At 42.9% G+C, this 24,016-nt stretch carries 23 protein-coding genes, 1 tRNA gene and 1 pseudogene; 16 read left to right on the top strand and 9 right to left on the bottom strand.

The annotated features are described in order from the left end of the window. Nucleotides 1-233: 233 nt before the first annotated feature. From smpB to cphA, 8 genes are all read left to right on the top strand, one after another. Nucleotides 234-701 carry an SsrA-binding protein SmpB gene (smpB, locus tag LN893_RS06895; protein ID WP_229969068.1) on the top strand — a complete coding sequence of 156 codons (468 nt, stop codon included), beginning with the start codon at nucleotides 234-236 and terminating at the stop codon, nucleotides 699-701. Between the two features lie 212 nt (nucleotides 702-913). After that, nucleotides 914-1,651: a C40 family peptidase gene (locus LN893_RS06890; protein WP_229969067.1), complete on the top strand. Its 738-nt coding sequence runs from the start codon at nucleotides 914-916 to the stop codon at nucleotides 1,649-1,651. Between the two features lie 83 nt (nucleotides 1,652-1,734). Further along, entirely contained in the window at nucleotides 1,735-2,238 is a 504-nt protein-coding gene (locus tag LN893_RS06885) for an HNH endonuclease (RefSeq protein WP_229969066.1), read from the top strand. A gap of 487 nt (nucleotides 2,239-2,725) precedes the next feature. Continuing rightward, the gene (locus tag LN893_RS06880; RefSeq protein ID WP_229969065.1) at nucleotides 2,726-3,277 is read left to right on the top strand and encodes an EF-hand domain-containing protein; all 552 of its coding nucleotides are present in this window, start codon (nucleotides 2,726-2,728) and stop codon (nucleotides 3,275-3,277) included. Between the two features lie 318 nt (nucleotides 3,278-3,595). Then, a complete protein-coding gene (gene rpsA / locus LN893_RS06875; protein ID WP_229969064.1) occupies nucleotides 3,596-5,500 on the top strand; it encodes a 30S ribosomal protein S1 in 1,905 nt (634 codons plus the stop codon). A 245-nt stretch (nucleotides 5,501-5,745) separates the two neighbouring features. After that, a complete protein-coding gene (locus LN893_RS06870; protein ID WP_229969063.1) occupies nucleotides 5,746-6,465 on the top strand; it encodes a hypothetical protein in 720 nt (239 codons plus the stop codon). Nucleotides 6,466-6,670: 205 nt separating this feature from the next. Beyond that, a tRNA-Cys gene (locus LN893_RS06865) sits at nucleotides 6,671-6,741 on the top strand. A gap of 587 nt (nucleotides 6,742-7,328) precedes the next feature. Then, nucleotides 7,329-9,956 carry a cyanophycin synthetase gene (gene cphA / locus LN893_RS06860; RefSeq protein WP_229969062.1) on the top strand — a complete coding sequence of 876 codons (2,628 nt, stop codon included), beginning with the start codon at nucleotides 7,329-7,331 and terminating at the stop codon, nucleotides 9,954-9,956. Nucleotides 9,957-10,126: 170 nt separating this feature from the next. Here cphA and LN893_RS06855 read toward each other — a convergent pair whose 3' ends face one another. Further along, a complete protein-coding gene (locus LN893_RS06855; protein ID WP_229969061.1) occupies nucleotides 10,127-11,068 on the bottom strand; it encodes a DUF8428 domain-containing protein in 942 nt (313 codons plus the stop codon). A gap of 115 nt (nucleotides 11,069-11,183) precedes the next feature. Here LN893_RS06855 and LN893_RS06850 point away from each other — a divergent pair, with 115 nt between their 5' ends. From LN893_RS06850 to LN893_RS06840, 3 genes are all read left to right on the top strand, one after another. Further along, nucleotides 11,184-11,771: a class I SAM-dependent methyltransferase gene (locus LN893_RS06850; RefSeq protein ID WP_229969060.1), complete on the top strand. Its 588-nt coding sequence runs from the start codon at nucleotides 11,184-11,186 to the stop codon at nucleotides 11,769-11,771. A 55-nt stretch (nucleotides 11,772-11,826) separates the two neighbouring features. Next, nucleotides 11,827-12,636, top strand: a complete 810-nt coding sequence (gene kdsA / locus LN893_RS06845; RefSeq protein WP_229969059.1) for a 3-deoxy-8-phosphooctulonate synthase — start codon at nucleotides 11,827-11,829, stop codon at nucleotides 12,634-12,636. A 169-nt stretch (nucleotides 12,637-12,805) separates the two neighbouring features. Then, nucleotides 12,806-13,393 (top strand): LURP-one-related family protein, encoded by a 588-nt coding sequence (locus LN893_RS06840; protein ID WP_229969058.1) that lies wholly within the window; start codon nucleotides 12,806-12,808, stop codon nucleotides 13,391-13,393. 86 nt (nucleotides 13,394-13,479) lie between these two features. On the opposite strand, the gene LN893_RS06835 is transcribed toward LN893_RS06840, so the two are convergent. Next, a complete protein-coding gene (locus LN893_RS06835) occupies nucleotides 13,480-14,265 on the bottom strand; it encodes an O-methyltransferase (protein ID WP_229969057.1) in 786 nt (261 codons plus the stop codon). Between the two features lie 231 nt (nucleotides 14,266-14,496). Continuing rightward, complete coding sequence (apaG, locus tag LN893_RS06830) at nucleotides 14,497-14,883, bottom strand: Co2+/Mg2+ efflux facilitator ApaG/CorD (RefSeq protein WP_229969056.1); 387 nt, start codon at nucleotides 14,881-14,883, stop codon at nucleotides 14,497-14,499. A gap of 101 nt (nucleotides 14,884-14,984) precedes the next feature. Here apaG and ung point away from each other — a divergent pair, with 101 nt between their 5' ends. Continuing rightward, nucleotides 14,985-15,647, top strand: coding sequence for a uracil-DNA glycosylase (ung, locus tag LN893_RS06825; protein ID WP_229969055.1), 663 nt, complete (start codon nucleotides 14,985-14,987; stop codon nucleotides 15,645-15,647). 63 nt (nucleotides 15,648-15,710) lie between these two features. Then, on the top strand, nucleotides 15,711-16,751 hold the full coding sequence (locus LN893_RS06820; RefSeq protein WP_229969054.1) for an aldo/keto reductase: 1,041 nt from the start codon (nucleotides 15,711-15,713) through the stop codon (nucleotides 16,749-16,751). Nucleotides 16,752-16,755: 4 nt separating this feature from the next. Here the strand turns inward: LN893_RS06820 and LN893_RS20530 are convergent, their stop codons facing one another. The 5 genes and pseudogenes from LN893_RS20530 to LN893_RS20695 all read right to left on the bottom strand — a co-directional run. Then, the gene (locus tag LN893_RS20530; protein WP_255709919.1) at nucleotides 16,756-16,890 is read right to left on the bottom strand and encodes a hypothetical protein; all 135 of its coding nucleotides are present in this window, start codon (nucleotides 16,888-16,890) and stop codon (nucleotides 16,756-16,758) included. A 17-nt stretch (nucleotides 16,891-16,907) separates the two neighbouring features. After that, on the bottom strand, nucleotides 16,908-17,114 hold the full coding sequence (locus tag LN893_RS06815; protein WP_229969053.1) for a dodecin family protein: 207 nt from the start codon (nucleotides 17,112-17,114) through the stop codon (nucleotides 16,908-16,910). 335 nt (nucleotides 17,115-17,449) lie between these two features. Then, nucleotides 17,450-17,608, bottom strand: a complete 159-nt coding sequence (locus LN893_RS06810) for a hypothetical protein (RefSeq protein WP_229969052.1) — start codon at nucleotides 17,606-17,608, stop codon at nucleotides 17,450-17,452. Beyond that, nucleotides 17,605-18,123 carry a hypothetical protein gene (locus LN893_RS06805; RefSeq protein WP_229969051.1) on the bottom strand — a complete coding sequence of 173 codons (519 nt, stop codon included), beginning with the start codon at nucleotides 18,121-18,123 and terminating at the stop codon, nucleotides 17,605-17,607. Before LN893_RS06805 ends, LN893_RS06810 begins: the two co-directional genes overlap by 4 nt. A gap of 242 nt (nucleotides 18,124-18,365) precedes the next feature. Next, nucleotides 18,366-18,494 (bottom strand): annotated as a pseudogene (locus tag LN893_RS20695) (transposase); the annotation flags it as partial. 416 nt (nucleotides 18,495-18,910) lie between these two features. Between LN893_RS20695 and eat the strand changes: the two are divergent. From eat to eutC, 3 genes are all read left to right on the top strand, one after another. Then, nucleotides 18,911-20,239 (top strand): ethanolamine permease, encoded by a 1,329-nt coding sequence (gene eat / locus LN893_RS06795; protein ID WP_229969049.1) that lies wholly within the window; start codon nucleotides 18,911-18,913, stop codon nucleotides 20,237-20,239. Nucleotides 20,240-20,303: 64 nt separating this feature from the next. Next, complete coding sequence (locus LN893_RS06790) at nucleotides 20,304-21,683, top strand: ethanolamine ammonia-lyase subunit EutB (protein ID WP_229969048.1); 1,380 nt, start codon at nucleotides 20,304-20,306, stop codon at nucleotides 21,681-21,683. 82 nt (nucleotides 21,684-21,765) lie between these two features. Beyond that, nucleotides 21,766-22,530, top strand: a complete 765-nt coding sequence (eutC, locus tag LN893_RS06785) for an ethanolamine ammonia-lyase subunit EutC (protein ID WP_229969047.1) — start codon at nucleotides 21,766-21,768, stop codon at nucleotides 22,528-22,530. An 82-nt stretch (nucleotides 22,531-22,612) separates the two neighbouring features. Here the strand turns inward: eutC and LN893_RS06780 are convergent, their stop codons facing one another. Continuing rightward, the gene (locus tag LN893_RS06780; protein ID WP_229969046.1) at nucleotides 22,613-23,749 is read right to left on the bottom strand and encodes an acyltransferase family protein; all 1,137 of its coding nucleotides are present in this window, start codon (nucleotides 23,747-23,749) and stop codon (nucleotides 22,613-22,615) included. Between the last annotated feature and the right edge of the window lie 267 nt (nucleotides 23,750-24,016).

Below are 24,016 nucleotides of genomic sequence, written 5' to 3'. Positions count from 1 at the left end.
GCAACTGTATGAGGAGGCATTCTCTAGATGTGGCTTATGCAGCTTTAATGCTGAACGCCTACGAACTTACAGATAAAACCTATACCAGGTAAATTGGAGCATCAACACATTGTTGTGTGGTGTAAAGTAAAAGGTGAGGTGTTTGGTTTAAAGTGCTGGTTTTTAACAGGAAATGCTATTACTGTGGCTGATTTCTACCAAACAAATTATCAATTTTTTCTAAGACGAAATATATGGCGAAAGATAAAGAAAGAATAAAGAAGCACGTAAACATTGTAAATAGGAAAGCTTCCTTCGAGTACCAGTTCCTGGATAAATATACCGCTGGTGTCATGCTGAAAGGCACCGAAATTAAATCTATACGCGAAGGAAAGGTAAATATGCAGGATGGCTATTGCGTCTTCATGAACGGAGAGCTATGGCTTCATAACGTACACATAGCTACCTACACCGAAGGTACGCACTATAACCATGAGCCAATGCGGGCTCGCAAACTGCTTCTAAACAAAAAAGAGTTGAGCAGATTAGAGGATAAAGCACAAGAGCAAGGCGTGACCATTATACCTACCCGTGTGTTTATCAGCGACAGAGGCTTTGCCAAAGTGGATATAGCTCTGGCCCGTGGTAAAAAGCTGTACGATAAGCGCCAGGATATAAAAGAAAAAGACGTTAAGCGAGAACTTGATAGAAGCGGATACTAGCGCGCCAACCGCGCAATGAAAAATTAGGAATTATGAATTACGAATGTAGTTTACCAGGTTATTTCTTGAGGGGCCGCATTTAAGTATCTTTCTTTTTTTAACTTGCCCGCCGAAAAGATGCGTTAACAGTCGCACCTATTTCTAATTCATAATTTTTAATTCATAATTCAAATAAAGTGGACTACGGAATCTGTATGCTTAGCCTGGTGCCAATGCGCGCTGAAACATCTGACAAGGCTGAAATTGTGTCGCAGTTGTTGTTTGGTGAGTGCTACGAAGTGGTGGGCAAGCAGGATAACTGGCTACAAGTACAGTTGGCTTCCGACGGTTATCGTGGTTGGATCGATTTCAAGCAGCATACAACTGTAACGCAGCAATACTTTCAGGAGTGGACAGAAGCTAGACACCCTCGAGCCATGGACTTGGTGCAGGTGGTAAGCGACCAGGATGTGCGTATCCCCATTGGGATAGGAAGCTATTTGCCTTTCTTCGATGGGATGAATATAAGGGTGAATCAAAACTTTTACCTGTACAATGGAAGGGTCTCAAACCCAGTAGCTTCAGGTAGTACTGCGCAGCTGGTTAAAGTAGCTGCTAACTTCCATAAGGCTCCGTATTTGTGGGGAGGTAAATCTATTTTTGGAATAGACTGTTCTGGCTTTGTGCAGCAAGTGTATGGCTTGTGTGGCTACCAAATGCCACGAGATGCCTATCAGCAGGTGTCACACGGAGAGGAGGTGCACTTTGTGAGCCAAACCCAGCCAGGTGATCTTGCTTACTTCTCTAACAGCGAGGGCCGAATAACTCATGTGGGTATCATGCTGGAAGGCCAGAAAATAATCCATGCCAGCGGCGAAGTTCGTATAGACACGCTCGATCATAACGGCATCTATAATGCCGATCTGAAAAGGCATTCTCATCAATTGCGCGTTATCAAGCGTATTTTCTAAAATTAGCAGCAATTTTTCTCTGTCATTTTGCTATATATTGTTCTCTTGTTCCGTACAAGTATACCGATTATAGCAAAATGGTTATGAGCGATAAAGTGCTAATACTCAACCAGGATTATAGTGCCATAGCGGTTTGCTCAGCACATAAAGCTTTTTTGTTGGTGTACCTGCAAAAAGCAGAAGCGGTTTCTAATTCGAAGGGTGCTTTTCTGCGCTCTATTACCCATGTCTACCCCGTGCCTTCTGTCATAAGGCTGCAGCGGTACGTACGCGTGCCATACTGTGGCATTGCCCTCAGTCGCCACAATATTATGCGCCGCGACAACTACTGTTGTCAATACTGTGGTTCTGATAAAAACTTAACACTAGATCATTTGCTGCCCCGCTGCAGGGGAGGGGAGACCAATTGGCAAAACCTGGTTACGGCCTGTTCCCGTTGCAACACACGTAAAGGCGATCGTATCCCAGAAGAGGCAGGTTTAAAACTGATGAAGAAACCATTTAAGCCATCGCTTCTCTCTTTCCTGCAACTGCATATTAACAACTCGAATCAGGACTGGAAAACTTATCTGGGTATGGAGAATTAGCATACTTTATTTTTTCTCAACTACTCATATAGTTTAGTATTTTGTTTAAAATCAAATATTTGAAGCTTATTTGTGAAGTATAAGTTTAAGATATGCTTTGGCTCGTGAATTTTTTCATCAACTAGAGGTAAGTTTTGTCTACTATACTGTTTATCTCTTCTAAACGGACTGAAAGTAATTTCAGCTAAAGCTTCCGCAATTGCCTCTCCTTCATTACAACGCTAGTTTATATCCACGTAATTGCTTTTGCGGAAGCCAAGATTGTAAGGGAAGAGCACTCCTTAGCTAAGTTTTTTCTTTGTATTGTTCAATATAATCTTCAAAACATTTTCGGTATTTATACGGGAAGTGATACTATTTCTGAACTTGTTCTGTGCGTGCCGTAAAACTATAAGTGGGTATGTCAGTTGTTAGGATTGCCTAGATATAGGCGGTTGTACGGTGGCAGCCTTTTTTATTTACATAAGTTAAAGTAAAAAAGTTAATTATGAAAACGAACAACAAGATGAAAATGTGGAGAAGAATGGGTACGATGTTATGTTTTGTTTCAGTACTTGGGCTGTCGGCATGTCAAGATGACGATGAACTGGATGAGTTTGAAGTGTACGATCAGGAAAGGTTCTATACTGATTACTCTGCTACTACTATGTTTGTAGATTCGGATGCCGACGGAGATAACTATTACAACGAAGATGAGTTTAACCAGAACGCATTCAATACCTGGGACACGAATAATGATGGCATGATCGATCAGAACGAGGCGAACATGGCTGGAACTGACTTCAGGGTAAATGCCAGCAGCATGGACTTCAACACACTAGATGCTAATGCTGATAATAACCTTGATATTGATGAGTTCAGTACAGGCTATAGAACAAACAACTTTTATGGCACTTCCGATGCCAATGCAGACATGAGACTATCACAGCGCGAACTGTCAGACGGCATATTTACACAGTTAGATCAGGATGGTAACGGTACCATGACTGAGACCGAATATAATACCTTTGGTACACGATATTTCGGCTTTCAACAATAGAATATAAAGCTAAATAGCAAAGGGCTGCGGATATAGGTCTGAAGCCCATTTTAGTTTATATAAAATTCAAACGAGCTCTAAAGTATATTAATTTACTGATATAGTCTTGGTGCTTAGTTTATGTGTAGCTATAACTTGTTCGTTTCTAAGGTATTATAATCTAGGAGATTCTTGGGAATTATCAGAAAAAGTCTTATTTTTGCGCTTCATTCAGGTGAATGGCGCCCAAGTCCTGATTTTTGTCTTGCGGTGAATGTAAAACTAAACCAAACCAGCTCATTGCTCTAGGCTGGTGGCTATCCAGAGCAAATGAATTTTATGAGTAATTCTCCAGAAAATTTTGATTGGGACAAGTTTGAGACCCAAGGTTTCGGTGCTGGCTATAGTAAAGCTGAGAAAGCCGAAATGGAAAAAATGTACGACGACACCCTGACTACTGTACAAGAGCAGGAGGTTGTTACTGGAACTGTTGTTGGTATCACTGATCGTGACGTGATTCTTAACATCGGTTTCAAATCTGATGGCTTGGTGCCAGTTTCAGAGTTCAGAGACCTTCCTGATCTGAAGCCAGGTGACCAAGTTGAAGTATTTATTGAAGACCAGGAAGATCCAAACGGTCAGCTTATCTTGTCTCGCAAGAAAGCGAAAATCGTTAGCGCCTGGGCTAAAATTTACGACGCACTTGAGAACGATAACGTTCTGGAAGGCGTGGTTAAGAGAAGAACTAAAGGTGGTCTTATTATGGACCTGTATGGCGTTGAAGCCTTCTTACCAGGTTCTCAAATCGACGTGAAGCCAATCCGTGACTTCGACGTATTTGTTGGTAAGAAAATGGAAGTGAAAGTTGTGAAAATCAACGCCGCTTTCGACAACGTAGTTGTTTCTCACAAAGTACTTATCGAGAAAGACCTGGAGCAGCAGCGTGCAGCTATCCTGAACAACCTGGAAAAAGGTCAGGTTCTGGAAGGTGTTATCAAGAACATGACAAACTTCGGTGTGTTCATAGACCTTGGTGGCGTAGACGGTCTGCTTCACATCACAGATATCTCATGGGGACGTATCAACCACCCAGAGGAAGTATTGAATTTAGACCAGAAAGTGAACGTTGTAGTGCTTGACTTCGACGATGACAAGAAGCGTATTTCTCTTGGCATGAAGCAGCTTACTCCTCACCCATGGGATGCTCTTCCTGCTGAGGTTGAAGTTGGTTCCCGAGTTAAAGGTAAAATCGTTAACGTGGCTGACTACGGCGCATTCCTTGAGCTGATGCCAGGCGTTGAAGGTTTGATCCACGTTTCTGAAATGTCATGGTCTCAGCACCTGCGCAACCCACAAGACTTCATCAAGCAAGGCGACGAGGTTGAGGCAGTTGTTTTAACACTTGACCGTGAAGAGCGCAAAATGTCTTTGGGCATTAAGCAGCTTACTGAAGACCCATGGACAAAAGAAGATGTGTTAACGAAATATGCAGTAGGCACTAAGCACACTGGTGTAGTTCGTAACCTAACTAACTTCGGTCTGTTCTTAGAGCTTGAAGAAGGTGTAGACGGCCTTGTGCACGTTTCTGACCTTTCTTGGACTAAGAAGATCAAGCACCCATCTGAGTTCGTAAAAGTTGGTGATAACCTAGACGTAGTTGTTCTGGAGCTTGACGTTCCTAACAGAAGACTTGCCTTAGGCCACAAGCAACTTGAGGAGAACCCTTGGGATACTTTTGAAACTGTATTCAATGTTGGCTCTGTACACAAAGCTACTGTTCTTGAGAAATCTGACAGAGGTGCTACATTAGAGCTTCCTTACGGTATCGAAGGTTTCACTTTCCCTAAAGGTCTTGCTAAAGAAGACGGTTCTCAGGTAGAGGCTGGCGAAAGCTTAGACTTCAGAGTAACTGAATTCTCTAAAGAAGATCGTAAAATCATTCTTTCACACACTGCAACTTACGGCGAAGGTTCTGAGTCTGCTAGAGCAGCAAGAGCTACTAAGAAAGCAACTGCAGCTCCTGCCGCAGGTGAGAAGAAAGATAACAAAGCTCCAAAAGTTCAGAAAGAGGCAGATCGCTCTACACTGGGTGACCTAGATGCACTTTCTGCTCTGAAAGAGGCAATGATGGAGAATGAGAAAGAGGCTGGCGTTAAAAAGTTAGAAGCAGCTGCTGCTAAAAAAGCACAGAACTCTGATGACTCTGACAACGAAGCTTCTGAATCAGAAGAAGATAACGCTTAATTAGCTTAAGCTTATTCTATACAGGAAGGCCCCGAGAAATCGGGGCCTTCTTTGTTTAAGCACGTTATTCAGTACAACACAAAGTTTTTCTTTTGAGGGGGTATAGGAGTAGGTTTTCGGCAGAAGGTTCCAACTTTTAAGTTTTGATAACACGATATGAGTTATGAGGTAAAAGAAACACTCATAGATGTAAGCAGTTTAGTTATAGTTGATTATATTGTTTTATGGTAATAGGTGATACAGATATGCTCTCATCAAGGTTATATAAGATAGTGGCGCTGCTCTGCTTTGTTAGCTTGGTAAATTGTTACCAGTTAAAGGCGCAGAAAAAAGACAAAATAAAGGTTAGTGCTGCAGAAGAATCTCTTGATGCGTCACAGAATGGGAAGGTGTATCTCTATCCATCTTTTATGAATGGGCAGGTCCGTTTCTTAAATGGCCACACTGCATCTGCTAAACTAAACTATAACATGCTTGTAGGCGAAGTGGTATTTTTAGATAAGAACGCAGATACACTGGCTCTGGACAATATACTTACGGTTGAATCTCTAAAAATAGGAGAGGACCTGTTCTATTACGACCCAAAAGGCAAAAGTTTGCTGAAAACATTGGGTAAGTATGGAGAAACAATGCTGTTGGTGAAAGAGAGGTATAAGCTATTAGATACTAAGAAAGTCGGAGCTTACGGTTTAGAGTCAAGTTCTTCTTCTCAAACAAGTATCAAAGATTACTACGCAGATAATACTTCTTACAAACTGAATTCTGGCGGGTCGGTTATTTATGAAGTTAGAGAAGACTACTTCTTGTCAGATCAGAAAGGATATGTATTGGCTACTAAAGCTAGTGTCTTAAGACTGTTTCCAAAGCACAAGAATGCTTTGCAGAAATTTATAAGTGATCAAAAAGTAAACTTCAAAGATGAATCCGATCTTAAAAAGCTGCTCTCCTACTGCAGTAGCCTTTAAGAAGAATTATGCGAAGCAAATTTGTTAGAGTTGTCTACTATTTCATTGACAAAGAAGTATTTGTGAAATATATGAGTAAGAGCTGCTGTTTACGAGTCTAAGAAATTAGCCTGAAAAACACTGCTTTTGTTTCTGTTTTAAATAAAAAAATGCATTTAAAGTTTGACATCGGTGCATTTATATGTATGTTTGCACTCCCAATCACGGTAACGTGGCCGAGTGGCTAGGCTCAGCTCTGCAAAAGCTGCTACAGCGGTTCGAATCCGCTCGTTACCTCTTCCTTCTAAAGCCTGACAGCTAAACTGTCAGGCTTTTTTGTTTTAGGCTACTTTTTAACTCAAGTTGCGATTTGCAAAAGCAGGATGAACATATAATACTGTTTACCCATCCCTGCCCCCTTCCAAGAGGTAATATTTTACTTATTTGCGAAATTCCCCTCCTTGGCGGGGTTAGGGGTGGGTTGAATTTCAACGCACAAATCAATCGCAACTTGAGTTGTTTGATACCGAACCCTATCCCTCTTTAAGCAGTCTTTGGAGTTTCATGACGGTTATTCTGATAAAGGCATAGCTTAGCTTTCTCTTTCCATAGCTGTTCTAAAAATGACAGTGGCGAGGATATTATCAATCCTTTGTGATTTTGGCAAAACCTTAATCTTTAGCTCAGATTTAACGTATTCATTTTTACTTAAATCAGTTCACCTTCATTGTCTAATCTATTTGAAAGGAAAAACTAGTCCTAATTTTTAGCTTAACCTGTTTAGGGGCTATAGCTATAACAGAGGTTACAGTTACAGGTAACCAACCATGCGCCATCAATTATAAGTTTAACTAGTCGAGAGTAAGACGGAGAGTAACGAAAACATGAGAGTTTCTGAGTTGCGTGTTATGCGCGGACCAAATTATTGGTCTGTGGAACATCCGAAAATCATTGTTATCAAATTGGCTCTGGAGGAGCTACGCGATAAGCAAACAAACAACATTCCCCACTTTCTTCAGCGCTTACGGAAAATGTTTCCTGGCATGCAGAGCCATCGCTCTTCAGAAGGCGTTGAGGGAGGTTTCTTTAATTCAGTTGAAGAAGGCACTACATTAGGTCATGTGGTGCAGCATGTGGCTTTAGAACTGCAGACATTGGCAGGTATGGAGAGCGGCTACGGCCGTTGTTATCCTGCTCCCGAAGAAGATCATTTAAACGTAGTATTTTCTTACCAAGAAGAAAGGGCAGGGGAGTATGCTGCCTATGCTGCTGTAAGGGTTACTAATGCCTTGGTGTCTGGCGAGGCCTACAAAATAAGTGATGACATCAACCGCCTTCACGAGATAAGAGAAGATGAGTATTTCGGCCCAAGTACCTACGCTATCGTTTCTGAAGCTGTCAGCCGTGGTATTCCATACATTCGCCTGAATCGTCACTCGCTAATTCAGTTAGGTTATGGAGTAAATCAAAAGCGCATACAGGCCACCATGACATGCCGTACGGCCTGCTTTGCCGTAGAAATTGCTGGAGACAAGAAGGCTACTAAAGACATGCTGGGTGAGGCTGGTGTGCCTGTGCCGCAAGGTTCAACCGTTTACTCGCACGAAGAGCTGAAACGTGCTGTAAAATGGCTAGGGTTCCCGTTAGTGCTTAAACCCCTCGACGGCAACCATGGCAAGGGCGCGACAATAAATGTGAATACTTTAAAAGACGCCTATAAAGCTTTTGACGATGCCCATAAATACTCTGATGGTGTTATTGTGGAGCGATTCATTCAAGGCTTCGATTTTCGGTTGTTGGTTATCAACAAAAAATTTGTGGCAGCTGCCAAACGAACTCCTGCCTTAGTTACTGGAGATGGTACTTCAACCATAAAACAACTGATTGATAAGGAAAATAGAGACCCTAGAAGAGGCATAGGGCACGAAAAGGTGCTCACCCAAATCAAGATTGATAAGCAAACCCGTAAGCTGCTGAAACTGCATGGCCTTACTACTAAGTCGGTGTTAAGTGCTGGCGAGATATTTTATTTGAAAAGTACGGCCAACATAAGTACTGGCGGCACCGCAACCGACGTTACAGATCTGGTAGACCCTTACAATATTCTAATGGCAGAGCGCATTGCGGGGCTGATCGGGCTAGATATCTGTGGAATAGACGTAATGACTTCTGATATAGCCATTCCTTTGAACGAAGCTAATGGTGCTGTGCTGGAAGTGAATGCAGCTCCAGGTTTTAGAATGCATATTTCTCCTACCTATGGTTTGCCGCGCAACGTAGCAGAACCTGTTATAGATATGCTCTTCCCGCGTGGCAATCCAGCGCGTATACCCATTATTGCCGTTACAGGTACAAACGGTAAAACCACTACTACTCGCCTGATTGCGCACATGGTCAAGAGTAAAGGCTATAAAGTTGGCTATACTACTACAGATGGCATTTACATTCAGGATAAGCTTCTGGAAAAAGGAGACACCACAGGTTCTTACAGTGCAGAGTTTGTTCTGAAAGACCCTACTGTTAACTTTGCAGTACTGGAATGTGCACGCGGCGGCTTGTTGCGATCTGGCCTTGGCTTTCAGACCTGCGATATAGGTATTGTAACAAACGTTAGCTCAGACCATCTGGGGATGCGTGATATCCATACGTTAGAGGAGTTAGCGCAGGTAAAAGCTGTTATTCCGAAGAGTGTCTGCAAAGATGGCTATGCTATACTTAATGCCGATGATGACCTGGTGTATGCCATGGCAAAGGAGGTGCAGTGCAAAGTGGCGTTCTTTAGCATGGACGAAAACAACCCGCGCATACTAAAGCATATAGCCAAAGGCGGATTAGCTGCTGTTTTTGAGAACGGTTATATATCAATCTTTAAAAACAGTTATAAGATCAGGATAGACCGCGTGGCCGATGTTTCGATAACCTTCGGGGGTAAAGCCAAGTTCAACATCGAGAATACGTTAGCGGCTACCCTAGCAGGTTATGTTTCCCATTTTGAGGTGACAGATATAAAAACGGCACTGCGCACTTTTATACCTTCTCCTGCCAAAACGCCTGGGCGAATGAATTTGTTTAAGTTTCCTAATTTTGAGGTGCTCGTAGATTACGCCCACAACGTAGGAGGCTTGAAGGCCGTTGGTGCTTTTATGGAGGACCTGGAAGTATCCAAGAAAGTAGGTATCGTAGCAGGTATCGGCGACCGTAGAAGGGAAGACACCTACGAATTAGGAAAGTTGGCTGGGGAGCTATTTGACGAAATTATTGTAAGGCTTGACAGTGACTTACGCGGCAAAACAGCGGAAGAAATTACAGGCCCTTTATTAGAAGGCATAAATGAAACAGGAGGTTATAAACCTATAAAAGTTATTCCAGAAGAGATGAGGGCCATAGCTTACGCCCTTGAACATGCTGAGCCTAACAGTTTTATCGCTATCTTTACGGAGGAAGTGAGTGAATCGGTAAAAATGGTAGAAAATTTTAAAGTTATTCAAGATAGAAAGATTCTTGTTGATTAATTTCTAACGGAAACGTTAGAGCTATTTATTACATGTGAACGATGGACTAAAGCCCCACCTCAGGATGGGGCTTTTTTTATTTGTATTGTTTACGATGGCACTAAAGAGAAATGCCCCACCTTGATTAGAGGTGGGGCATTTCTCTTTATAAGTAGCTGCTATGTTCTCTGCTATTTCAGTACAAAACTTGTTCTGCCAATCAGGAAGCCATCGGAGTACAACTCAATAGAATGTTCGCCTTTTTTGTATGCTGCATTTTTGCTGTACAAGAAGCTTAGCTGTTGCTGCGTATTATCGAATACAAAATCACGCTTAGCAGTATAGTACACATCTTCGCCATCAATTTGGAATGTTCCTGAGCCAGTAGACAAGTTGTAGAGTGCTGCACCGTCTGGTTCAATCAGGCGCATGTAAACTGTTTTTGGTTCTTTAGAGGCAACATCGTTTTTGGCAAGCCTAAATGCAACTCTTATTTTATCGACACGCTTTGCCCGGAACTCATTGTCTTTGTCGTCTTTATCTTTACCGCGCTGGTTAATGATGTTTACATTAATATCCTGGGCCTCCAGGCGCGAAGCAACTTTTACCTTCTCTGTTAAGTCTAGATTCGTGGCTTTTACAGTAGTAAGGCTGTCGCTAAGCTTGTTTTGAGTTGTTTTAAGCGTGTTGTTTTCTGTAAAAAGTACTTCATTGTCCTGCTTTAACTGTGCAATTTCTTTGTCCTTAACTTTTAGCTGTTCTTCAAAAGCTGCAGCTCTGTCGCGGAAGCGCCTTTGGTCGCTTAAGTTGTAGCTTCGGTTTCTGAAGCCTCTCAATTCGTTCAGGTCAGCGGTAATAGCAGAAATCTTTGCTTCCAGAGAATCATTCTCTAAACCCATAGCCTGTAACTCCTGGCTCTGGCGTTCAAAATCTGATTTAAGAGCCTCGTATACCTTAATCTGGTTTTCAAGTTCTACATTTTTTACTTTTATAATCTCAGCCTGCTCTTCGGTTTTCTCTTTCTTCTGATAATTCATGTAAATCAGAATTCCGTTTATACTTACCAGGATAAGGAAGAGCCCGCCAATGAGGAGCTTTCTGTTTCCTCTACGTTCAGGAGTTTGCGTTGACATATAATATCTGTTAGATGTTTTATTTTATAGCCATATAATTGAACTGTAAACTGTACAAGACAATCCAACAATGTGCAAGTATCAAATATAGTGTTTTAGTCAGATATACATAAATATGAGTACAAAATTTAATACTGCTTACTGGCAATCCCGCTACCTGAAACATCAGATTGGCTGGGACGCTGGAAGTATAACGACACCTTTAAAGGAATATTTCGAACAACTTACAAATCCCGAGCTTCGCATACTAATTCCAGGATGTGGCAATGCGTATGAGGCAGAGTACCTTTTCCGAAATCAATTCAAAAACGTATATATAGCAGATGTTGTTGATGCCCCTTTACGTAACTTTTTTAAACGTGTTCCTGATTTTCCAGAAGAGCAACTACTATTGCAGGATTTCTTCGACTTAACGCTACAGTTCGACCTGATTGTGGAACAGACATTTTTCTGTGCACTGGAGCCAACTCTCAGAAGTGCTTATGCTCAGAAATGTGCGCAGTTGCTTTATCCTGGCAGTAAATTAGTAGGCTTGTTGTTCGATAGGCAGTTTGAGCAGGAGGGGCCACCTTTTGGCGGCAACGCCGAAGAGTACAGATCTTATTTTGAGCCATACTTTGAGGTTGTGCATTTCGAGAGAGCCTACAATTCTATCAAACCCAGGAAAGGGCAGGAGCTGTTTATCTGCCTGAAAAAGAAATAGGCACCGCTATCGATATTTACTTAATTTTACCACATCGAAAAGAAAGAAATACACTATGTTTGAAATACCAAAACTTAGCTTTACCGATTCTGGTAACTTTTTCCTGATGGCTGGCCCATGCGCCATAGAAGGCGAAGAGATAGCCATGCAGATTGCTGAGCGCCTGAAAGAGTTAACAACCAGACTAGAGATTCCGCTTATATTTAAAGGCTCTTACCGCAAAGCAAACCGCTCCCGTATCGACTCTTTTACAGGTATCGGCGACGAAAAAGCATTGAAAATTCTGCAGAAGATAAGCGAAACTTTTGAGGTGCCTACGGTAACAGATATTCATGAAACAGAGGAGGCAGCCATGGCGGCTGCTTACGTAGATGTGCTTCAGATACCTGCTTTCCTGTGCCGCCAGTCTGACCTGCTGATTGCTGCTGCTAAAACAGGTAAAGTAGTCAACATCAAAAAAGGGCAGTTCTTATCTGGTGAGGCCATGCGTTTCGCAGTGGATAAGATACACCAATCAGGTAACGAGAAAGTGATACTTACGGATAGAGGCAACAGCTTTGGATACTCTGATTTGGTGGTAGACTTCCGTAACATACCAGAAATGAAAAGCACAGGTGCTCCAGTAGTGATGGACGTAACACACTCGCTGCAGCAGCCCAACCAAAGCTCTGGTGTAACAGGTGGTAAGCCAGCCTTGATTGAAACCATAGCCAAGGCAGCCATTGCAGTAGGTGCCGATGGCTTGTTTATAGAAACGCATCCGCAGCCAAACATAGCCAAGTCGGATGGAGCAAACATGTTGCCGCTAGATCAACTGGAAGGACTGCTTCAAAAGCTCATCAGAATCAGACAAGCAATTAGCTAAAGCATCAGCTGCTTATTTTTACAGCTTAAACTTTTGTGCCTACTATAGCTACGTGCTGTAGAAGGCATTTTTTTATGATGTATCTTAACAAAAAGCTTTGCTATATATAGAATATTGAATTTTATTTCTAGCTTTAGAAGAACGTTATCTTCCTAAACAAAAGACAAACATGCACCCGATACTGAACCATAATTTATACTTTGTGAAAGAACATGTGGGCATGTTCAAAGCTGCTAACAATTTTGATGTTTATAACCCAGAAACAAACGAGTTGTTGATGTACTGCCGTGAAGAAAATCTGGGCTTCTTTACCCGTTTACTTCGTTTCACAGATTATAAAAGAATGACTCCCTTCAATATCGAAGTTAGAAGCGATCAAGGGGAGAAGGTGCTTACATTACGCCGTGGTATTTCTTTGTTTATGTCGAAAGTGGAGGTGTTGGATGAGCATGACAATGTAATTGGAAGATTAAAGCAGCAGTTCTTTTCGATAGGTGGTAAGTTTAGCATTGTGGATGCGAACGATAACTTCCTGTTTATGCTGAAAGGCAAATGGTCGAGCTGGGACTTTAATTTTATCAAAGATGATATGGAATTTGCAAAGGTAACCAAGAAATGGGCTGGCATCGGTAAAGAGTTTTTCACCTCTGCTGATAATTATGTGCTAAGCATAGGAGACATGGTGCCTGCTGATAATAACTTACGAGTACTTTTACTCGGTGCTGTGCTTTGTATTGATATGGTACTGAAAGAGTAAGGCTTAGTTAAGCCACAGTTTTTATACTTCTTCAAAGACCTCAAAGCGTCTTCCAGACCTGTGAGTGTCTGCGGCAGGAGGCAGTGCTAAAAGTAAAGTGTAAAGTGTTCTTTTGGCTGTGAAGTCCGAAAGAACACTAGCCCTACAAAAAACAAATCAACTGTTTGGAGTACTTTAGGATGCTGCTTTATCTCCTGCCAAGCCTTTTTCATTTCTGCAGACCAATAAATATCGTCGATAACAAAAACGCTGTACTCGTGGTGCTTAGCTAGGCAGGTGTTAAAATAGCGCATGGTTGGCTCGTAACGGTGGTTACCGTCGAAAAACACAAAATCCAGTTTCTCTACCTTTTTCACCTGCGCAGGCAGTGTATCATCTAAATTTCCTTGCACTAACTGTACATGCCTTAAACCGAGCTGTTTTAAGTTTTCGCGTGCTACTGCGGCAATGGCAGGGCAGCCTTCAAAAGTATAGAATTTAGCCATTTTCCTGGCCTCGGCCATGTAGGCTGTAGTAATTCCTAGCGAAGTGCCTAAGTCGAAGATAACTTCTGGCTGAAAGTGATTGACCAGCCTGTAGAGCAGCTGGCCATATTTAACAGGTTTTGCCGAAGTGCGTGCTATCTCTTTCACACTCCTTTCTTTCTTATTCCCACCGATAGGCCCTGCCCCAAAATCAGTCACCTGTAGCACACGTGCATCTTGTAGCAAGTTCTGCCGAAGCTCTTCTACCTCGTTATAAGTGTAATAAGTGCCATCGTGCTGAATTACCTGGTGGTAGAGCTTAAAAATAAAAGGAGAATGTACGCCGTGAAGCTTAAAAGACCGAAGTCTGTAGAGTAGGTAATCTTTCGCAAAGCGGAAAGGTAGCACTATTTGTCTTTGTATGAGGTTAGTTGATAAAGCAGTTCGGAGTACTTAAGTACTTGAAACAAGCTTGAGTGCAAAAATAGAACTATATTCAAAAAAATCAGCAGCTATTTTGTGTGCAGTTTATACTATGGTACTACTAAAATTGCTTTGGCTTCAAATATAAAGATGGTCAATTTCTTGTGTAGGTGCAGGAACTGAAATGTGAACCGTTCTGAAGTCAATGCCGTCAGTTTAATTTAGCTTGTAAGGCACAATCAGCGTAAATTCAGGTATAGATACCTCAAACTTTTTACCGTCTACTAAGCGCTCCATCAGGTAGTTGCCGTGCATTTTACCCACACCCGTTTTCAGGTTGCAGCCTGATACATACTCATGCGACTCTCCTGGTTCTAAAGTTGGTTGCTGACCAACGACACCCTCGCCCTCTACTTCGCGCATAGTGCCCGTAGCATCGTGAATAAACCAGTGGCGGCGCAACAGCTTTACAGTAAACTCACTCTTGTTTTCGATTAGAATCTTGTACGCAAAAACATAGTGCTGCTGTACAGGACTAGAATAATCAGGTAAATAATTCGTCGTGACAGTGATTTTTACACCTTCTGTAGTTTTTGTTTCCATGATACAGAGTTTTTTCTAAAATTTAGAAACTGTTTCAGAAAGTAACTGTATCACTTACTGAATAAGTTTCTTGACCTAAATCCCGCTATCCACACTAACGTATGACTGTAAAGATAGAAGAAAGCTGGCAAAAAGTGCTGCAAGATGAATTTGAAAAGCCATATTTCAAAAACCTTTCATCTTTTGTTAAAGACGAATACTCGAGTCAAAAAGTTTACCCACCTGGCAGCCAGATCTTCAATGCTTTCTGGATGTGTCCTTTCGACGAAGTAAAAGTTGTTATTTTAGGGCAGGATCCTTACCACGGTCCAAATCAGGCTAATGGTTTGGCTTTTTCGGTGAGCGATGAAGTACGTGTGCCACCATCGCTGCTGAATATCTTTAAGGAGATAAAAAGTGATTTAGGTAAAGATTTGCCTTCTACTGGAAATCTGGAGCGCTGGGCAAAGCAGGGAGTGTTGCTACTGAACGCCACTTTAACTGTTAGAGCTGGAAATGCTGGTTCTCATCAGAAAAAGGGTTGGGAGGAGTTTACTGATGCCGTCGTGCAGAAGGTAAATGACGGGAAGGAGCACGTGGTATTCATGCTGTGGGGTGCCTACGCCCAAAAGAAAGGTGCATTTATAGATGAGCAGAAACATTTGGTGCTTAAAGCAGCCCATCCGTCCCCGTTTGCTGCCGACCGAGGATTTTTTGGAACGCGCCACTTTAGTAAGGCAAACGAATATCTGAAAGCACAGGGAAAAGAGCCTATTGAGTGGTAAGTGGCATGGCTAAGAATAGCTGTTCATAAGTACATCGTTTCTTGATTGATATAAACTATAACTATGGAATACAGACAATTAGGTGCATCTGGCCTTCAAGTGCCAGTGCTAAGTTTTGGTACTGCTACATTTGGTGGCGGCAATGAGTTTTTCAAGGCATGGGGTAGCACACAGGTAGCGGAAGCCACACGTTTGGTTGACCTTTGCTTGGATGCGGGTGTCAACTTTTTTGATACGGCAGACCTTTATTCAGAAGGACTTGCGGAAGAGATTTTAGGGAAAGCCCTAGAAGGCCGACGCGACAAAGCACTTATTTCTACGAAAGGAACATTTCCTTTTGGCGAAGGACCCAACAATCAGGGTTCTTCGCGCTTTCATCTGACAAAGCAGGTGGAGGGTAGCCTTAGACGCCTGAAAACTGATTATATAGACATTTACCACATGCACGGTTTCGACGGCAATACGCCCGTAGAAGAAACCTTGCGAACGCTAGACGACCTGGTTCAGAGCGGTAAGATACGTTACATTGCAGCTTCCAATTTTTCGGGGTGGCACCTGATGAAATCATTGGCTGTATCTGAAAAGTATGGCTGGAACCGCTATGTAGCGCATCAAGTATATTATTCGCTGGCAAACCGTGAGTACGAATGGGAACTAATGCCACTCGGCATCGACCAAAAGGTAGGTGCTATTGTTTGGTCGCCTTTGTCTGCTGGCAGGTTAGGCGGCAAATACCGCAGAAACCAGCCTTTGCCGCAAGACAGCCGCATTGCACAAGGTGGCAGCCCAGTGCCAGAGGCCGTTGTAAATGAGGAAGTGTTTTACAACACCATTGATGCCATGGACGAAGTTGCTGCCGAAACTGGCAAAACTGTTGCCCAGGTAGCAATTAACTGGCTACTGCAACGCCCTACTGTTGCTAACGTCATCATCGGCGCCCGAAACGAGGAGCAGCTAAAGCAAAACCTGGATGCTGTAGGCTGGAACTTAACGACAGAACAGGTGAAGAAACTAGATGCTGCGAGTGAGGTACCAACTATTTATCCATACTGGCACCAAAGGCAGAATACCACACTAAACCCTCTGCCTGAATTCTACAAGTAACTTATTACTGTGCCCTGTATGAGCCACCTGGATTCTTCGGATTTACCTGTAAGATTTTATAGGTGCCGTTCTGTACTATTATTTCTTTATCAGAAACAGCAAAGAAAGGGGACATTCTAAATGTCCCCTTCTTAAACATGTTCCACAAGTTGATTATTAGATTGAGTCTACTTCAAAAGAGATTTTGGCATTCACGCCGTAAGATACAATTTGGTTGTCTTTCACGTTTGCATTCATCTCCTTGAAATAGATAGATTTTATGTTTTTAACCGATTTCGCTGCCTCTACGAGGGCGTTTTGTGTTGCGTCATCAAAGCTTTTTTCTGAACTAGCGATCACCTCAATTACTTTTACAATTGCCATAGTTTTATCTTTAGTTGAATAATTAGGATAGTATAAAAGTTTACCCTGTCAGATGTAAAGAGTTTAAGTGTAAGAGGCTTTGAGTTTTACACTATAAAAAACCAATTTTGCTCTAGGTTTTAGTTGAGCTTATGCTTTCATCTTGCTTTCAGTTCAAAACAGATTTCCTGATACCAGGTTTATACTTTCAGAATTATTAACAAAACAAGTGGTAACTAAAAGATGCACCTTGCCCTTTATAACTGTTATACAGATTCAGGTTGCCTTGCCAATAATCTGATACGGAAACTGTTCATGGTGATTAAACCAAGCAATGTTGCACAGCCAAGGCCTATCTAGCTAACGGTAACGCCATGATCTAGAAGCAAACCTATGGCCACAGGAGCGAGGGCTGTGCTGAAAACCATGATCATGGAAAACAAATTACGAACCTGACCAACCTTATCGGTGCCATACATTTCAGCTATTACTGCCGAGGTAACTATACTGCTCATTCCCGCCGAAAGAGCAAAAATAGCAGAGCCGCTACTTTGCCTGGAACCAAAGCGAGCGAAACAAGCCCGCATACAATAGGGAAAAGGTAAAAAGGGAAAATCCGACTTGCCGAAAGTTTATCTGTAAGATCATGATTAAAATTTAACCATCTGTTTTTTCGGTTCATTATGTTCAGTGTTATCTGGCAGCTGTGCCACAAGACCCAACTTTGAGCGCTTTCTGGTGTTTTTTCATGGTCTTTGTCGAGCCTTCTGAAGAAACTGAACATGCCGAAAGCCCGCTCCGTGACCCATCTCCATTTCACCGGCACAAAACCTTCTGTTCCTGGTGGTTTGGAGCTTATCTTAAAATCCACCCCCAACAGGTTTTCGCTCACCCACTCCATAAACACCTTCTCATAGGCTGCGTCAGCCAGTATGGTTTCCATGCAGTGCAGATAGCCCCGCAGTGGGGCCACCACCCGCTCAGCCAGCGTCCCGTCAGCCAAGTGGGCAGCATGTACCACCCCCCCCATACCAGTCCCAGCGTGTCAGTGATCACGTGACGCTTGCGTCCTTTGACCTTCTTGTTGCCGTCCACTCCCGTCTCCTCGGACACAAAAGGGGCCGCCTTAACAGACTGGGAGTCAATGCTCATCAGGCTCGGTGAGTCTTCTTTGCCATGCCTTGCGCGCTCTTTCCTGTTGAGCGAGAAGTTAAGCCGCTCGAGCGTGCAGCCCACCTGCCACTTGCGGAAATAGTAGTAGACCAGCTGCCATTTGGGAAAGTTCTCTGGCGGCAGGTTCCGCCACTGGCACCCGACCCGAAGCACGTAAAAGATCGCATCTACTATAACCCGCAGGCTGTGCCGCCGATTCCTATCTGTAGGCAGCGATTGCGATACCATTTCCCATTGTGAGTCAGTAAGTCTCTTATATTGAGATTCCATAAGCTTGATTGTTTGGTCACTTTTAACTTACGGACTGGCTCGCTCTTTTTTCCTTTATCTAAAATTTAAACATGATCTAAGTATACCGCCATAGAGCACAAACAGAAAACGCACAACTGCATAACCTGAGAAACACATGGCATACGAAAAATTAGAGTTCTGTGCTAAATCTTAGGTAAGCAATTCGGGTAGAAACTTATCAGTCGGTTTAACTTTTTATTTTTTTGTTGAGGTGAAGAACGAGCAATAATAATTTAGATAAATCTGAATTCGCAGGTTGCCTGTACCAAGTTATAAAGCGTTTTCAGCTAAGGGTTTATGCTGTTTTATAGAGATTTATTTCTATATTAAGAGCTTAATCAATTAATAAAAGTATGCAAAACGCTGAGACTGGCTTAAAAAAAGTGTTGAGGCCAATACATTTGTGGGCCATCGCGGTAGGCTTGGTTATCTCGGGCGAATACTTTGGGTGGAACTACGGATGGGCTGTATCCGGTACGGTTGGCTTTCTTGTAGCTACATTGCTGATTACAGTGCTATATGTAACCTTTATTTTCAGCTTTACAGAACTTTCAGCATCTATTCCGCATGCAGGTGGGCCTTTTGCCTATGCCTATCGTGCCTTTGGACCCATTGGCGGTTTTGTTTCTGGCTACGCTACTTTAGTTGAATTTCTTTTTGCTCCTCCTGCTATAGCTTTTGCCCTGGGCAGTTATGTACATTTCTTATATCCAAGCATTCCTGTTTTGTACACTGCACTGGCTAGCTACCTGGTGTTTATCGGCATCAATTTACTCGGAATAAAAGAGTCTGCAATTTTTTCCTTGGTTGTTACTTTGCTGGCTGTAGGTGAACTGTTACTCTATATGGGGCTAGTGGCTCCGCATTTTAAGGTTGCTACTTTTCTAGCTGATCCGTTGCCTTTTGGGTATGCAGGTATTTTTGCTGCCTTGCCTTTTGCTATTTGGTTTTACTTGGCTATAGAGGGTGTGGCTATGGTAGCTGAAGAGGTAAAAGATCCTAAACGCAACATCCCGAAAGGTTACATTTACGGCCTGGCTACGCTGGTACTGCTGGCATTGGGCGTAATGGTTTTAACGGGTGGTGTAGCTAATTGGCAGCGGTTAAGTAACATCGATTATCCTTTGCCAGAGGCTTTGGGACTGGTAATGGGTAGAGACAGCAACTGGACGCATCTTTTTGCCAGTATCGGGCTTTTCGGCCTGATAGCTTCTTTTCATGGCTGTGTTATCGGGTATTCGCGGCAAGTGTTTGCCCTGGCCCGCAGCGGCTACTTGCCTACATTTTTGGCAGATGTTAACAAACGTTTTCGCACACCGCATTGGGCTTTGGTGGCTGGTGGCCTAGTGGGTTGCCTGGCTTTGCTTACGGGTACTACCGATCAGGTTATTATCCTGTCGGTGCTTGGGGCGGTTGTCATGTACATCATCAGTATGATCAGCCTGTTTAATCTTCGGAGGAAGGAGCCGCAACTGGAAAGACCTTTTACCGCTCCTTTTTATCCTTGGTTTCCAGCCATCGCCTTGTTATTGTCTGTCGTGAGTTTGGTGGCTATTGTATACTATAATTTCATGCTAAGCATTATTTTCTTCGCTGGATTGTTCCTGATGCTAGGAGTTTACTTGCTATTAGGCAGGCACCGCCACAAAATTTCGGACGATGCCCTGCTGGAAGCAAGGTAGTAAGCGTATAGGTTCGCAGCTATAGTAGCTACCAATTTCTTTTAAACTTTAGGTTATTTTTAATATGCATTATAGCCACACCGTCCGCCACCACACTTATCAGTTTAAGGACCTGAAGACGCTTTTAGCAAAAGCTTCTCCTTTGCGCTCTGGCGATGTGTTGGCAGGCGTGGTGGCGCAAAGCTATGAAGAACGAGTGGCTGCTCAGATAGCTTTGGCTGATGTGCCGCTGAAGGTGTTTCTGAAGGAGGCGCTTATACCTTATGAGCAGGATGAGGTGACGCGTTTGATTTTAGATGAACACGATGAAGCGGCATTTGCATATATCAGCCATTTTACGGTAGGAGACCTGCGTGATTGGCTCCTATCTGATGCCGCCGATACAGCTGCTCTGCAAAGGCTTCCCCCAGGGTTGACGCCCGAGATGGTAGCCGCTGTTTGCAAGCTGATGAGAAACCAGGAACTGATTGCCGTAGCCCGAAAGTGTGAAGTGGTAACACGTTTCCGCAATACCATCGGACTGAAAGGACGCCTTTCTACCCGGCTACAGCCTAACCACCCGACAGATGATGGCCGTGGCATAGCTGCCAGTTTGATAGATGGCCTGCTCTATGGAAGTGGAGACGCCGTGATTGGCATAAACACAGCCACAGATAGTCCTGCGGTTGTTAGAAGCTTATTGGAAATGCTGGATAATGTACGGGAGAAGTTTAGTATACCCACACAGTCCTGTGTTTTATGCCATGTTACAACGTCTCTCGAATTACTCAATAAATCTGCTCCCGTAGACCTTACTTTTCAATCTATAGGCGGAACAGAAAAAACGAATACCAGCTTCGGTGTCAGTTTAGCCATGCTGGAGGAGGCAAGGCAGGCTACGTTAGCTTTGAACCGAGGCACAGTGGGCAATAATGTAATGTACTTCGAAACGGGACAAGGAAGTTCTTTATCGGCCAACGCCCATCATGGGGTAGATCAGCAAACCTGTGAAGCCCGTGCCTATGCGGTGGCGCGTAAGTATAAACCGTTGCTGGTAAATTCAGTTGTAGGCTTTATCGGTCCAGAATACCTTTATGATGGAAAACAGATTATCAGAGCAGCCCTGGAAGATCATTTTTGCGGTAAGCTGCTAGGTTTGCCTATGGGCATGGATATTTGCTACACAAACCACGCTGAAGCCGACCAAGACGACATGGACAATTTGCTCACGCTCTTAGGCGTGGCAGGATGTAACTATATTATGGGAGTGCCTGGAGCCGACGATATCATGCTCAACTATCAGTCTACTTCTTTTCATGATGCTTTGTATGTGCGACAGGTTTTAGGACTTCGCCCAGCACCTGAGTTTGAGAAGTGGCTGGTAGAGCAGGATATCATAAACGAGCAAGGCCAGTTACTCCCTGCTGAAAAAAGGCATCAGCTTACGCAAATTCTAAAGCACTAAAAGAGAAAACAGATTATGAACCTACACTGTAATTTTCTCCCAAAGGAATTCCATAACCTTTAATCCTGCTCCCTTTATCGTGATGGATAAACTTGAAGTAAGCAAAGCAACAGCAGACCCATGGGATAGCCTGAAGGCTTTCACCGCTGCGCGCATTGCGTTGGGCAGAGCTGGAACGAGTGTGCCTTTGAAGGCATCTCTGGCTTTTAAAATGGCGCATGCACATGCACGCGATGCCGTCTTTTCGAGCCTGAACCTGGATTTACTTTTGGAGGAATTGGAGCAATTTCAGTTACCTGTGCATCTGTTGCACAGTTTGGCCACAGATCGGCAGGAATACCTGCAACGGCCAGACTTAGGGCGGCGCTTACATTCAGCTTCTGCTGCGTTGTTGAGTGAGGAAGGACAAACTTTTGCCGATGTGGCTATTGTGCTGGCCGATGGGTTATCGGCTACTGCAGTAAATACACATGCTGTTCCTTTGTTGCAGATACTGCTGCCCGCCCTGCAAAAGGCAGGCTTCAAAGTGGCTAGCCTTACAGTTGTAGAGCAGGCACGAGTTGCTGTTGCCGATGAAATAGGAGAGTTGCTGGGGGCAAAGCTTTCACTGGTTTTTATAGGCGAACGGCCAGGGCTAAGCTCTCCCGATAGCCTTGGTGCCTACTTTACATACGCGCCAAAATTAGGCACAACCGATGAAGGAAGAAACTGTATTTCAAACATCAGACCAGAAGGACTACCTTATGCTTTTGCTGCTGAAAAGTGCCTGTACCTGATAAAAGAAGCCTTACGAAGAAAACTGACTGGCGTAGCGCTAAAGGATGAGATGAACCTTTTGGAAAGTTAGCTGCACCATAACCACAAAAGTAAAACGAAGCGGCTAGGCTTCTCCAAACTATATTACGTGACTGAAAATTTTATTTGTCTTTCTACTTTGGTTGCTCCTTTATCATTTTCTGCTTTAAGTATTTCCCCAGTTTTTTCTCAATTACAACCCATGTTAAGTAGCTATATAAAATTAGCGCACCAACAGTTGTAAGCAGTACAAGCGATTGGGTAAGGTTATTTATCTCCAGTTTTAAAAAGGTAAAAAAGAACCTGGGTATGAGAATGATCATCAGGTTGTGGTTAAGGTACACAGAATAAGATATGTCTCCTAAAAACTGAAACGGTTTCGTTTCTAAAAGCTTGCTCACATACCCATCCGATTTTAAAAGCAGAAGAATAGACAGCCCGAAAAACAGCGGCACTACACCTAACCCAATCATTTCTTTTGTCGTGCCATGGCTAATGTTCAACATGTAACAGATGGCAAGTATATTTATCGGGATAAAAATCTCTAGAAACGAGGGCAGCCTGAATGTATACTTCGACAGTAAGAAAACGAGATAACCAATTATAAATGCTAGTAGAGCGCGTATAAAACCATAGTCACCTCCAAAAAAGTACTCGCCTTTGTACAGGCAAAACAGCACACTTAAGCCTAGTAATGTTAACATCAGCTTGGTCTTTGTTCTGGGTTTGGTGACGCTGTAGAGTAATACCAGACCATACAGCACATACACAATCATTTCGGCTGATATAGACCATGAAGGGCCGTTCATAGCTAGCGTAGCACCTAACAAGGGAGTAGAATTCAGAAATAATATAGTGTCTAAATACTGCAGAAGAAGTGCTGAGGTCGGTTCATTTAAATTTACCAGGTGCGGTAGGTAGAGGTTGAAAGCTAGTTTAAATAGCAGGAAAACCGTAGTAGTGTAAAACAACAATGGGTATAACCTAACGAACCGCTTCTTTAAATAAACTTTGAAACCTGAGGTTGACGCAAAGGCTTGGTAATTATACGTTATGACAAATCCCGACAGCACAAAGAAAAAATCTACCAGTATAGATGATTCTCTTACTATAAAACTGCTGTGCCAATTAAAAGGCAGGTGTTGTTCGGGTAGGTGAGCCAGAATGATAATCAAACTAAATATTCCCCGTATCCCATCCAACTTCGTAATTCTATGGGAAACAGAAGGCCTTTCTTCTCTTCTTAATGGTGCTTTGGTTAGTGGTATCAATTTATAAAGGCTCTTATTGCTTTTCTTCCTTTTTCAGTTCTAGTTAAGATAACCTTGCCATTTCATGTATAAACTAGAATGGCAATTTCGCAGGGGGCTATACTTCCAAAGATACGTCCCAATTATATAGACCTACTTAAATTTAGCAATACAATAACAAATTAGACCAAATTATATTCACCTTCTATAAATAGTGTCTCTAGCCTTGGTAATAGATATTTGTAAGGAATTTTGTTCGCTTTCCAGCCAATGCTTTTTTTAGGAGAG

Origin of the sequence: Pontibacter harenae (assembly GCF_020907245.1) — a bacterium.
In the GTDB taxonomy this organism is placed as follows: Bacteria; Bacteroidota; Bacteroidia; order Cytophagales; family Hymenobacteraceae; genus Pontibacter; species Pontibacter harenae.
The sequence above is the reverse complement of the archived record's forward strand: the minus strand, read 5'-3'. Positions and strand labels throughout refer to the sequence as shown.

What these genes read in the sequence shown, in the direction of transcription:
- LN893_RS06815 (WP_229969053.1), bottom strand. Translation starts at nt 17,114, where the DNA reads ATGGCAATTGTAAAAGTAATTGAGGTGATCGCTAGTTCAGAAAAAAGC.
- LN893_RS06890 (WP_229969067.1), top strand. Translation starts at nt 914, where the DNA reads ATGCGCGCTGAAACATCTGACAAGGCTGAAATTGTGTCGCAGTTGTTG.
- smpB (WP_229969068.1), top strand. Translation starts at nt 234, where the DNA reads ATGGCGAAAGATAAAGAAAGAATAAAGAAGCACGTAAACATTGTAAAT.
- LN893_RS06805 (WP_229969051.1), bottom strand. Translation starts at nt 18,123, where the DNA reads ATGGGGGGGGTGGTACATGCTGCCCACTTGGCTGACGGGACGCTGGCT.
- LN893_RS20530 (WP_255709919.1), bottom strand. Translation starts at nt 16,890, where the DNA reads ATGTTTAAGAAGGGGACATTTAGAATGTCCCCTTTCTTTGCTGTTTCT.
- cphA (WP_229969062.1), top strand. Translation starts at nt 7,329, where the DNA reads ATGAGAGTTTCTGAGTTGCGTGTTATGCGCGGACCAAATTATTGGTCT.
- LN893_RS06810 (WP_229969052.1), bottom strand. Translation starts at nt 17,608, where the DNA reads ATGAGCAGTATAGTTACCTCGGCAGTAATAGCTGAAATGTATGGCACC.
- LN893_RS06850 (WP_229969060.1), top strand. Translation starts at nt 11,184, where the DNA reads ATGAGTACAAAATTTAATACTGCTTACTGGCAATCCCGCTACCTGAAA.
- apaG (WP_229969056.1), bottom strand. Translation starts at nt 14,883, where the DNA reads ATGGAAACAAAAACTACAGAAGGTGTAAAAATCACTGTCACGACGAAT.
- rpsA (WP_229969064.1), top strand. Translation starts at nt 3,596, where the DNA reads ATGAGTAATTCTCCAGAAAATTTTGATTGGGACAAGTTTGAGACCCAA.
- LN893_RS06840 (WP_229969058.1), top strand. Translation starts at nt 12,806, where the DNA reads ATGCACCCGATACTGAACCATAATTTATACTTTGTGAAAGAACATGTG.
- eat (WP_229969049.1), top strand. Translation starts at nt 18,911, where the DNA reads ATGCAAAACGCTGAGACTGGCTTAAAAAAAGTGTTGAGGCCAATACAT.
- LN893_RS06880 (WP_229969065.1), top strand. Translation starts at nt 2,726, where the DNA reads ATGAAAACGAACAACAAGATGAAAATGTGGAGAAGAATGGGTACGATG.
- eutC (WP_229969047.1), top strand. Translation starts at nt 21,766, where the DNA reads ATGGATAAACTTGAAGTAAGCAAAGCAACAGCAGACCCATGGGATAGC.
- LN893_RS06790 (WP_229969048.1), top strand. Translation starts at nt 20,304, where the DNA reads ATGCATTATAGCCACACCGTCCGCCACCACACTTATCAGTTTAAGGAC.
- LN893_RS06870 (WP_229969063.1), top strand. Translation starts at nt 5,746, where the DNA reads ATGCTCTCATCAAGGTTATATAAGATAGTGGCGCTGCTCTGCTTTGTT.
- ung (WP_229969055.1), top strand. Translation starts at nt 14,985, where the DNA reads ATGACTGTAAAGATAGAAGAAAGCTGGCAAAAAGTGCTGCAAGATGAA.
- LN893_RS06885 (WP_229969066.1), top strand. Translation starts at nt 1,735, where the DNA reads ATGAGCGATAAAGTGCTAATACTCAACCAGGATTATAGTGCCATAGCG.
- LN893_RS06855 (WP_229969061.1), bottom strand. Translation starts at nt 11,068, where the DNA reads ATGTCAACGCAAACTCCTGAACGTAGAGGAAACAGAAAGCTCCTCATT.
- kdsA (WP_229969059.1), top strand. Translation starts at nt 11,827, where the DNA reads ATGTTTGAAATACCAAAACTTAGCTTTACCGATTCTGGTAACTTTTTC.
- LN893_RS06820 (WP_229969054.1), top strand. Translation starts at nt 15,711, where the DNA reads ATGGAATACAGACAATTAGGTGCATCTGGCCTTCAAGTGCCAGTGCTA.